Genomic DNA, 10,165 nt, shown 5'->3' with positions numbered 1-10,165 from the left:
ACACTATTTGACGAAGAGCCACAAGTTTAGGCCGCCCTTTTACAACCGATTGAGGAAATTTGTGCCCTTTTCAGTCCTACAAAAGACTAAAATTAATAAGTTTACTGTTGCAATTTTTGCCACTGAAATTTGTGTTGCCGCTTGGTGAACCACTCATTGTTCCGCCCAAAAAGCGACGACAGGAAAAACCCAAAGTTATAACCTGATCTGGCTGCAACTTCGGGTTTTTCCTGTCATATTCTTATACTTGAAAATCAACCGGTCGCTGCTGGGTGATGCCGAAATGATAGGCGATCGCTTCAACGATACGGCGACTAGCTTGACCGTCTCCATATGGGTTGGCAGCATGAGCCATCGCTTGATAAGCAGCGCGATCAGTCAACAGCTGGGTCACTTCCTGATAAACCACGGCTTCATCAGTACCCACTAATCGTACCGTTCCTGCCGCAACCCCTTCTGGCCGCTCCGTGGTCTCCCGTAGCACCAAAACTGGTACCCCTAGCCCCGGCGCTTCTTCTTGCAAGCCGCCGGAATCCGTCAAAACCAGTTGGCAGTCCGCCATCAGATTTTGAAAAGCCACGACATCCAGCGGCTCAATCAATTCAACTTGTGGCAACTCGCCTAAAATTTCTTGGGCCAATTGCCGCACTGCCGGATTTTTGTGCATTGGAAAAATCAAGCGGGCTTGCGGCTGTTCAGTAATTACTCGTCGCAGCGCACGAAAGACCTGCGCCATCGGTTCTCCTAGATTTTCACGGCGGTGCATGGTCACCAAAATCTGGGGACCAGCTGCTGGTGAACTCGGCGTAGTGGCAGCTGTGGCTTGCTGATCTGCAAAAGTCTCAAAAGCTGTCAAAGTAGACTCTTTTTCTTGCTGATTTGTCCCAGTTGCTGTTCCCGTCTTAGTTTGCGTTCTTTGATTGTCTTGCTCGGCTTGCGGTAGCCAGTGGGGACGACCATCCAGACGCTGGCGATCAGTCACAGTGAACCGCATAGCATCGATAGCGGTATTGCCGGTGACGAAAATTTTGTCTGCGGCTTTGCCTTCTGTCAGCAAGTTGTCTCGGCTTTGGCTGGTGGGGGCAAAGTACAGCTGTGCCAGCACATCGGTCAGCTGACGGTTGGCTTCTTCCGGAAACGGCTGTGCCATGTTCCATGTTCTGAGACCAGCTTCCACATGTCCCACCGGAATTTGTCGATAAAAAGCGGCCAGTGCGGCGGCAAAAGTCGTGGTGGTGTCTCCGTGGACTAAGACCACAGCCGGCGCCTCGTTTTCTAATACATTGCCAAAGCCGGTCAAAACCCGCGTCGTGATTTCTTCAATCGTCTGCCCCTGCTTCATGATGGCCAAATCGTGATCCGGCACAATATCAAATACGGTCAATACTTGATCCAGCATTTCGCGATGCTGACCGGTAACCACCACCTGCACCTCACACCAGTCCGCCTGCTCCAACTCTTTTACTAAAGGAGCCATCTTGATAGCTTCCGGCCGCGTGCCGAAAACCGTCATCACCTTCAACTTCTCCATGTCCTGCTCTCCATTCTGCTCTCAAAAAAACACGGCTGCCCACTAGTGGCGAGGATTCAGCCCTTATTTTTGTAGGTTTCTGCTGTCTCAAGAATACGGGAAAGAAACGAAAATGGCAACCGGGAAACGAAAGGTAAGCCACAGACTGAAGAGAAATCATCTCTTGGCAAATCACGCACAAAACCGGCTGAACGCATGGTGCTTGTTCAGCCGGTTTTCCCTATTCATTGCTGTCGCGGTAGAAGCGTTGCGGCTACGGACAAGTCTGCGACAAGACAATTGGGTTCGCAATTGTCTGTGACTCGTGACCAGTTTCAACAACGAGTTAATTTCATAAGTTAGCCCACCGGCTGTGCCGCCGGTTTTCTACCTGGTTTTGCGACGTTACCCGCCACATTCAGAACATCCCACGTACGGGCAAAAGGCGGGGCGTAAAGCAAATCCAACATTCCCAACTGCTTGGTAGTCATCCCCATAGTAATGGCTGCCGCCAAAGTATCAATCCGCAGCGCGGCACCATTTTCTCCGACAATCTGCGCCCCCAAAATCACCAGGGTTTGATCGTCATAAATCAGTTTGACCCGAATATCTTTTTGCCCCGGATAATAATCTGTCTGGTTCTTGTCGTTAATCACCACCGTTTTGAAACTCAGCCCCAATTTGAGAGCATCCGCTTCCGTAATACCGGTGTGGGCAGCTTCCAATGCTAAGAATTTCACGCCGGCAGTTCCCAATGATCCTGGATAATAGCTATCTGCTCCGGCAATCACTTCACCGGCAACCCGTCCCAGTTTGTTGGCACCTGTAGCCAGCGGAATATAACTATTATCACCAGTCACCAGATGAGGCACAGTCGCACAGTCGCCCGCCCCCCAGACATCTGCCACATTGGTGCATCCCTGATTGTCTACGATTAAGGCCCCATTGGCAAGTTTATCAAACTCTGAGCCTAACATCTGCGTCGCGGGCCGTACACCAATTGCCATCACTACTAGATCCGTAGCGTATTCCCCTTGATCGGTGACTACGCTGTGAACTCGGGCAATACTTTCTTCATCTACGCCCCCTGCTAAATCCTGAACCTTTTCTCCCAAATGAAGCGCCACTCCGGCTGTCCGCAGTTTGTCTTCTAACACTTCACTGATTTCAGAATCGAAGGAATCCGCCAATAGATGCTCGTCCAATTGAATCAGCCGCACTTGTTTACCCTGATGCAAGAGCGCCTCAGCACACTCGACACCGATAAAGCCACCGCCAATTACCGTAACATGTTGCACCTCTTCTACTCGCAGGTAGGTTTTCAGGGCACGGCCGTCACCAATCGTCTTTAGATGGAAAAGATTTTCATATTTTGCGGCATCTGGTGTCTTTAACGGCGGCGTGAGTGGGTACGCGCCACAGGCAATCAGCAGCCGGTCATATGTATCAGTGAAGCTCTTCCCTTCTTGGCTATCCCACACTGTAACGGTTTTGTTGAGGGTATCGACTGCAGTCACCTCATGGAAAAGCTTAACCTTGATCCCCATCTTTTCAAAAGCTGCTTGTTCACGAGCAATCATCTGCCGACTGTCGTGAAACTGATCACCGACATAATAAGGTAACCCGCAAGCGCCAAAGCTGACTACTTCACCTTTTTCATAGACCACAACTTCTGGATTTTCTGCCATTTTTTGGATTTTTACGGCTCCGCTCATGCCTGCTGCGGTCCCGCCGATAATGATTGTTTTCATATTTGTCACCTGCTCGTTGGATTTTACTACATTTTCAAAAAGAGAGCGGAGTGCGGACTAGCCGCCGCCCCGCTGTGTTTTCATGTTAGTGGGTACTGCTGTTTTTTTTAACAACTGCCAGATTGGGCAATCGACTCAGACTTCCCGTACCCGTACATCGGCATCGTTGTAGACGCTCATGTCGATCTCACCCAGCATTTTAGCCGAGCACAGACCTGCCGTCATGGAACCGGAAACGTTCAACGCAGTCCGTCCCATATCAATCATCGGCTCGATGGAAATCAACAACCCGGCCAATCCCACCGGCAAGTTCATGGAACTCAAAACGATCAATGCAGCAAACGTTGCCCCGCCGCCGACACCCGCCACCCCAAAGGATGAAATCGCTACAATGATTACCAGCTGAACGATGAAGCCTGGTGACAATGGGTCAATTCCGACAGTTGGTGCAATCATTACCGCCAGCATCGCCGGATAAATCCCGGCACAACCATTTTGGCCGATCGTTGCACCAAAAGTTGCCGCAAAGTTGGCTACTTTTTCAGAGACACCCATTTTTTGTGTTTGCGCTTCGATGTTCATCGGAATTGCCCCCGCAGACGTCCGTGAAGTGAAGGCGAAGACCAGCGTGGTCCAAGCTTTTTTCAAGAACATGATTGGATTCAAACCAAAGACCATCAATAACACCAAATGCACAAGGAACATCAAGAGAATTGCCGTATAAGAAGCTAGTACGAAGGTTCCCAAATTCAAGATCCCTTCTACGTTGGTCTTAGCGATAGTTGAAGTCATCAGCGCTGCTACTCCATAAGGTGTCATACGCAGGATCAATGTCACCATGCGCATCACTACGGCGTAAGCGGCATTGACAATTTTCGTGAACATCTCTGCTTCTTCTTTTTTCTTTTTCTTAATCTGTAGCGCCGCGACACCGACAAAGGCTGAGAAAATAACAATAGCAATCGTAGACGTACTACGTGCACCTGTCATGTCTTCAAAAGGGTTGGTAGGGATGAACTCCACCACTTTTTGAGGAATGGATAGTTCTTCCACATTGGCCAGATTTTCTTCCAGATAGGCTGCCCGATCCGCTTCTGATTGACCAGCTTGAATCGAATCTGCATCCAGATGGAAGAGATTGGCACTGACCACACCCAGTGTACCCGCAATTAGGGTAGTAAAAATCAGGAAACCAATGATTGTTCCCGCTAGTTTACCAAGACCTTTTGTCGAACTAAGGTTGTTAATCGCACTGACGATAGAAACCATCACCAAAGGCATAACAATCATTTTCAATAACGCGACATAGCCGTTTCCGACAATGCCAAACCAGTTGGTGGACTCGGCTACTACTTCACTAGTCGAACCAAAAGCAACTTGCAAGATTGTTCCGAAGACAATCCCCATTCCCAAACCGGCAAAAACCCGTTTGGAGAAGGAAACATATTTTTTCGCCATGCGATTTAAGACTGCTAGCATCACCAACATCACCGCGATATTGGCTATAATAAGAAATAAGTCCATGTGTAGTTGACCTCACTTTGTCATTTTATAATTGATAGAAATAACGTAAATAAATGCTGTAGAACTTTTTGTTACCTACTGAAACCTTCAAAAAAGAGTCTAGTATCCTTTGCGTTATGGTCGGGACTCTTCCCCCCCAGCAGCCACTGACAGTTCTTTGGCTTTGGCTTTAGAGCTGAGACAAGATGAGGGCTTAAGTGGTTACTTAGCTTTAGTCCTTTGATACTGTTTTTCTCATTCGATCCACGCTGCCATCAAGTTCCCGAGGCGGTGTGAAGAAGATTGTCCGCCTTTTTTGACGAAGCATTCGTTACCTGTGCTAACGCTTGCTGAAGATCTACCAGCAAATCCTCCGTGTCTTCGATGCCCACTGATAATCGCAACAGCCCTTCAGTGATTCCTTGTTTGGCCCGTTCTTCAGCTGGTACGCAAGCGTGACTCATAGTCGCCGGATACGACAAAATCGACTCCACACCGCCTAAGCTCACCGCTGTAATCGGCAGCTTCACTGCCGCGGCAAAGGATAACACTGCTTCACGATTTTCCAGCTCAAAGGATAACACCGCTCCACCACTCGTTGCTTGTTTGGCGTGAATTTCGGCCCCTGGATGAGCGGGCAACCCTGGATAATGCACGGCTGTAACCTGCGGCGCCTGTTCCAAAAACTCAGCAATTTTTTGAGCCGAAGCGGCTGATTGCGCCATCCGCAGCCCCATCGTTTTCATTCCCCGCAACACCAGCCAACAATCTTCCACCCCAAGAATGCTCCCTAGAACCGTCTGCTGTTGACGAATCTGATCAGCTAAGGTCAGATTATTGGTAACCACCAATCCCGCTACAACATCGCTGTGACCATTCAAAAATTTCGTGGCACTGTGAATAACAATATCTACACCTAAAGATAACGGCGATTGAAACTGCGGTGTCATAAAGGTGTTATCAATGATACTCAAGAGTCCTCGTTTTTTAGCCAGCGCGGCAACCTTGCGAATATCCGTGATTTTCAACAGCGGATTTGACGGTGTTTCCATGTATAGTGCCTTGGTCTCTGGACAGATTGCCTGCTCCCAGGCTGCCGGATCTGTCTCATCCACATAGCTCACCTTGATGCCAAAACGCTTGAGCACGGTTTCTGCCAAGGTAAATGTCCCCCCGTAGATACTCTTACAAAAAACCAGATGATCGCCAGTTTCAAATAACAGCAGCACACTGGAAATTGCTGCCATCCCCGATGCAAAAGCAAAACCACAGCGGCCCCCTTCTATGGCTGCAATGGCTTCTTCCAAAGCCTGCCGTGTCGGGTTGCCAAAACGACTGTAGGTGAAATCCTGTGGCTGATCAATCGCCCCTTGCTGGAAGGTGGATGCCTGATACAAAGGGATTGATGAAGCACCCGTCTGCTGATCGAAAACCGGATAACCGTGAATCAGTTTCGTGTTAATGTCCATGTTTGTTATGTACCTCCTTTCTCTAGTTGCTGCAAATCTTATTCTTCGAAAAAAAGAGTCCGGCTTCCCCGATACTTGCCGCAATATACACTGACAGACTGACTCAACAACAGCTGCCAACAAATATTCCCGCAAGTAACAAACGACTTTCCACAGCCGTGGTCGCCCTCGTTTTTTCAACCAACTTCGCTTACTTTTGCTGTTTTCGGAAGTGGTTATAAAAACATAATAGCAAACGTTTTCAATAACAGAATGATAACAAAGACAATATAATAGAATCCTTATAACACTTTCATAATTTGTGAAACATTGAGCAACATCTCTGAGAGTGTGTAAAAAAGGTGGGGAAAATGAGAGTTCCAATTGAAATTTTCCAACTATCTGTCAAATTGTACCAAGCCTTTTTCTTTTTAGATTTTTACTGTGCTCTGATTTCAGATTGCACAGCATTTTATGCTTAGCTGGATTTTAGTCATGAAAAAAAAAGAACAACGGCACCCCGCTGTTCTGTTTGTCTGCTATTCGTATGATTACGGAGGTTCTACGCTTTTCAAACAATCCTGCTTGCCGGCTTTTTGCTCATTTTCCCAAACATGTTTTTTCTCTTTTAAACATGTTCACAATCCTAGCAAACCCCTTTCATCTCAGGCGTGACTCCGTATACTGGAAGTGAAGAGAGCGGCCGCATCATCTTCTATCGATAAATTTCCTTTAACGCACTGCTCATCAAGAGTTCAAACTGGTTGAGGGCAGTACCGAAAAACAACTTAGGAGCAAAAGCCTCCGTTACTTGAGGCGCATAAGTTTCCGTGCTGATGGTTAATGTTGCCAGCCGACCAATCTTGGATTGCTCGTTACCAACAAAAGCAATTAAAGGTAAACGATGCTCGCAAGCAGTGGTTGCTAACTCAGTCAGACGCTGGGTATCTCCAGAATTGGAAATAATAAACAGTAAAATTTCCTCTTCTTGGTTTTCTCGCAAATACTCCAAGTGACTATTGGCTGTTGCTCGCAAACCATAAAGATTCAAATACTCAGAAAAGTAATTGGCAAGATTCTGGGAAAAACCGGAACCCAGCACCATCATTCGCTTATCCTTGAACTTTTTCATAAGCGTAATAAACTGTTGTTCTTGCTCTGGGGTGAAAGAATGTGGTGCTGCTGGATGAGCATAGGCGTTTTCCAAAGCAAAAACCAGCTCGCTATATCCCGAAAAGCCAATTTTTTTGGCCATGTTGATGATAGTAGCAGTGGAGATAAAGCCTTCTTTGGCTACATCACGAATCCCCATCTGCTTGAGCACACCACGTTTTTGAGCCATCAATCGCAGGACTTGTGCCTCGGAATCGTTCAATTGGTATTTATCGATCAGCATTTCTACATCCATCTGCTGCACCTGCCATCTTTTATAGTTAGGAGTATTATAACATGACTGAAAATCAATTCATCCAAGATCCTTGGGCAAAAATCAAGACCCGCAACAATCTGGCGGGAGACGAAGTAATTTCTGCTCTGCAAAAATCGATCCGCCGAGGCAATGAAAAAGCCGCCTGTGAGTTTGCCTATGAAATGTACATCACCTCCCCGCAGTTTGAGGAGAAACTGTGGCGCAGACTCTTGGCCATCAGCGTCGAGGATATCGGCATGGGCAACCCGTTGGCAGCTATCATGGTCAACAACCTAAATACGATGCGCAAAGAGTTCCAATATAACGAATCTGATCGGGCTATGTTTTTTATTCATGCGATTCGCTACCTCTGCAACTCCGAAAAAGATCGTTCGTCAGATCTCTTAAAAAACATCGTCATCAAAAGCTTCGCCATGGGCTACGTGCCGGAGATTCCCGATATTGCTTTGGATAAACATACCATCCGTGGCAAGGAAATGGGTCGTGGCTCAGAGCACTTCCTGCACGAAGCAAGTAAAGTCGTGCCTCAAGCTGCGGTAGATAACCACTATAAGGAAGACTATGCCGAAATCCTGAAAACCTACGATCCTAAAAATGTAGTAGACAGCGCCTTCGAATTTAACCCGTGGCAAGTCTAAAATCGCAAAAGAATTAGAGCGATGCGTTTCCTTGAAAACAGACAAGCCACACAAACCACCTGACTCGCCAAGCTCTATTTTGATATTTTGCTTGGCACTGCGTCTACGCTCACCAAGCGCCCTAAGCAACTCATTGAGTTTTCAAGACGCTTTCTTCTTGAAAACAGACAAGTCATACAAACTACCTGACTCACCAAGCACTATTTTGATATTTTGCTTGGCACCGCGTCTACGCTTACCAAGCGCCCTAAGCAACTCATTGAGTTTTCAAGACGCTTTCTTCTTGAAAACAGACAAGTCATACAAACTACCTGACTCACCAAGTAAAATACACTGAAGGAGGAATCTTCTCATGGATAATCAAAAGTCTTCGATGGTCACTAAGCTCAATGATGTATTGAGTCCTTTTGCTGCTAAAATCGGTAATCAGCGACATTTGAAAGCAATCTCTAGTGGGATGATGTTCGGGCTGCCCTTTATCGTAATCGGGTCTTTTTTCCTGATTTTTGCCAATCCCCCCATCAATATGGACCAATATGACGCGGCTACTGCCAATTTCTTCATGAAGTTTCTAGCAGGTTGGAAGGACTTCGCCGTTGCCAATTACGATGTGATTACTGCCCCTTACAATCTAACCATGGGGATCATCGGGCTGATATCAGTCTTTGGTATTGCTTATTCTCTAGCTAATGAATACAGGCTCAATCCTTCCATGAACGGAATGGTAGCAGCCGTTGTGTACCTGATGATTTGTACGCCTGTCACTGAAGGTCGGATCGAGCTAAATTTTTTAGGTACCAATGGGCTTTTCGTAGCGATTCTAGTGGGCCTTTTAGTCGTAGAAATCTGCCGCATTTTTGAGGTCAGAAATATCAAGCTGAAATTGCCGGATAGTGTCCCGCCGATGGTTGCTACTTTCATCAACACACTACTGCCTTTATTGACCAATATCGTAATATTCTACGGCATCAACTTGATCTTTTTAGCTACCACTAAACAGATTTTTCCGGAAGCTGTGATGACCATCTTGACACCAGCCACCACAATTGCCGGTTCCCTCGGTGGCTTTCTGTTGATCGTTACGCTGGGAAATCTGCTGTGGCTCTTTGGCATCAATGGCTCTTCCATTATTTTTCCCATCGTCTTTACTTTAGGCATGGCTCAAACCGGGTTGAATGCTGAACAGCTGACTAATGGTGAAACTATGACACACCTGATGAACCTGCAGATGTTTCGGATCTCTGTTATGGGCGGCGCAGGTGGAACATTAGGCTTAGTGCTTTTGATGATGCGCAGTCGGGTACCAGAATACCGCACCATTGGAAAGCTCTCCTTGATTCCAGGTATTTGTTCCATCAATGAACCGGTCATCTTTGGACTTCCCATCGTCTTTAATCCGATCTTAGCTATTCCCTTTATGGTGACACCGGTGGTCTCCTTACTTTTGACTTATTTCGCTCAAAAATTGGGTCTCATTGGACTGGGCTTTATCGTGGATCCTTCCTTCACACCATTTTTTGCCCAAGCCTACCTCTCCAGCATGGACTGGCGCAATGTGCTCTTTTGTCTGGTGCTGATTGCCATCAGCGTGCTTATCTACTATCCTTTCTTCCGAGTAATGGAAAACAACAAAACTAAACTGGTGGATCAAAGTCTCTGATAATCGATATAATTTTTTTTAAGGGTAATTGCAAATGTTTTATCATATTAAGAAAGAAAATATACGCTAAAAATAGTTGCTACAATCCTTATATCTTGGTTCTCAGAAAATGCATGACCTTACATGTAAAGAGAGAAAGCGAATTAAGTTGACTTAACTTGATGAAATCAAGGATATTCAGCATTTGAATTTTTAGCAATAAAAAGCCAAGCGACTTCCACTGTTT

7 protein-coding genes are annotated in these 10,165 nt (G+C 46.6%); 2 read left to right on the top strand and 5 right to left on the bottom strand.

Features of this window, described 5'->3' with window-relative positions:
- Nucleotides 1-241: 241 nt before the first annotated feature.
- The 5 genes from wecB to BAU14_RS04850 all read right to left on the bottom strand — a co-directional run bounded on the left by wecB (nt 242) and on the right by BAU14_RS04850 (nt 7,620).
- Complete coding sequence (gene wecB / locus BAU14_RS14340; protein WP_237580411.1) at nt 242-1,531, bottom strand: non-hydrolyzing UDP-N-acetylglucosamine 2-epimerase; 1,290 nt, start codon at nt 1,529-1,531, stop codon at nt 242-244.
- Nucleotides 1,532-1,869: 338 nt separating this feature from the next.
- Nucleotides 1,870-3,261 (bottom strand): CoA-disulfide reductase, encoded by a 1,392-nt coding sequence (locus BAU14_RS04865; protein ID WP_161898952.1) that lies wholly within the window; start codon nt 3,259-3,261, stop codon nt 1,870-1,872.
- A gap of 135 nt (nt 3,262-3,396) precedes the next feature.
- Nucleotides 3,397-4,785, bottom strand: a complete 1,389-nt coding sequence (locus BAU14_RS04860; RefSeq protein ID WP_161898951.1) for an L-cystine transporter — start codon at nt 4,783-4,785, stop codon at nt 3,397-3,399.
- Nucleotides 4,786-5,039: 254 nt separating this feature from the next.
- Nucleotides 5,040-6,233, bottom strand: a complete 1,194-nt coding sequence (locus tag BAU14_RS04855; protein WP_161898950.1) for a trans-sulfuration enzyme family protein — start codon at nt 6,231-6,233, stop codon at nt 5,040-5,042.
- Between the two features lie 694 nt (nt 6,234-6,927).
- The gene (locus tag BAU14_RS04850) at nt 6,928-7,620 is read right to left on the bottom strand and encodes a MurR/RpiR family transcriptional regulator (RefSeq protein ID WP_161898949.1); all 693 of its coding nucleotides are present in this window, start codon (nt 7,618-7,620) and stop codon (nt 6,928-6,930) included.
- A gap of 41 nt (nt 7,621-7,661) precedes the next feature.
- Here BAU14_RS04850 and BAU14_RS04845 point away from each other — a divergent pair, with 41 nt between their 5' ends.
- Both BAU14_RS04845 and BAU14_RS04840 read left to right on the top strand, forming a co-directional pair.
- Entirely contained in the window at nt 7,662-8,279 is a 618-nt protein-coding gene (locus tag BAU14_RS04845; protein ID WP_161898948.1) for a hypothetical protein, read from the top strand.
- Nucleotides 8,280-8,631: 352 nt separating this feature from the next.
- Nucleotides 8,632-9,939, top strand: a complete 1,308-nt coding sequence (locus BAU14_RS04840; RefSeq protein ID WP_161898947.1) for a PTS sugar transporter subunit IIC — start codon at nt 8,632-8,634, stop codon at nt 9,937-9,939.
- Nucleotides 9,940-10,165 lie beyond the last annotated feature (226 nt).

Origin of the sequence: Candidatus Enterococcus leclercqii (assembly GCF_009933135.1) — a bacterium.
GTDB lineage: Bacteria > Bacillota > Bacilli > Lactobacillales > Enterococcaceae > Enterococcus_C > Enterococcus_C leclercqii.
The sequence above is the reverse complement of the archived record's forward strand: the minus strand, read 5'-3'. Positions and strand labels throughout refer to the sequence as shown.

What these genes read in the sequence shown, in the direction of transcription:
- wecB (WP_237580411.1), bottom strand. Translation starts at nt 1,531, where the DNA reads ATGGAGAAGTTGAAGGTGATGACGGTTTTCGGCACGCGGCCGGAAGCT.
- BAU14_RS04865 (WP_161898952.1), bottom strand. Translation starts at nt 3,261, where the DNA reads ATGAAAACAATCATTATCGGCGGGACCGCAGCAGGCATGAGCGGAGCC.
- BAU14_RS04860 (WP_161898951.1), bottom strand. Translation starts at nt 4,785, where the DNA reads ATGGACTTATTTCTTATTATAGCCAATATCGCGGTGATGTTGGTGATG.
- BAU14_RS04855 (WP_161898950.1), bottom strand. Translation starts at nt 6,233, where the DNA reads ATGGACATTAACACGAAACTGATTCACGGTTATCCGGTTTTCGATCAG.
- BAU14_RS04850 (WP_161898949.1), bottom strand. Translation starts at nt 7,620, where the DNA reads ATGGATGTAGAAATGCTGATCGATAAATACCAATTGAACGATTCCGAG.
- BAU14_RS04845 (WP_161898948.1), top strand. Translation starts at nt 7,662, where the DNA reads ATGACTGAAAATCAATTCATCCAAGATCCTTGGGCAAAAATCAAGACC.
- BAU14_RS04840 (WP_161898947.1), top strand. Translation starts at nt 8,632, where the DNA reads ATGGATAATCAAAAGTCTTCGATGGTCACTAAGCTCAATGATGTATTG.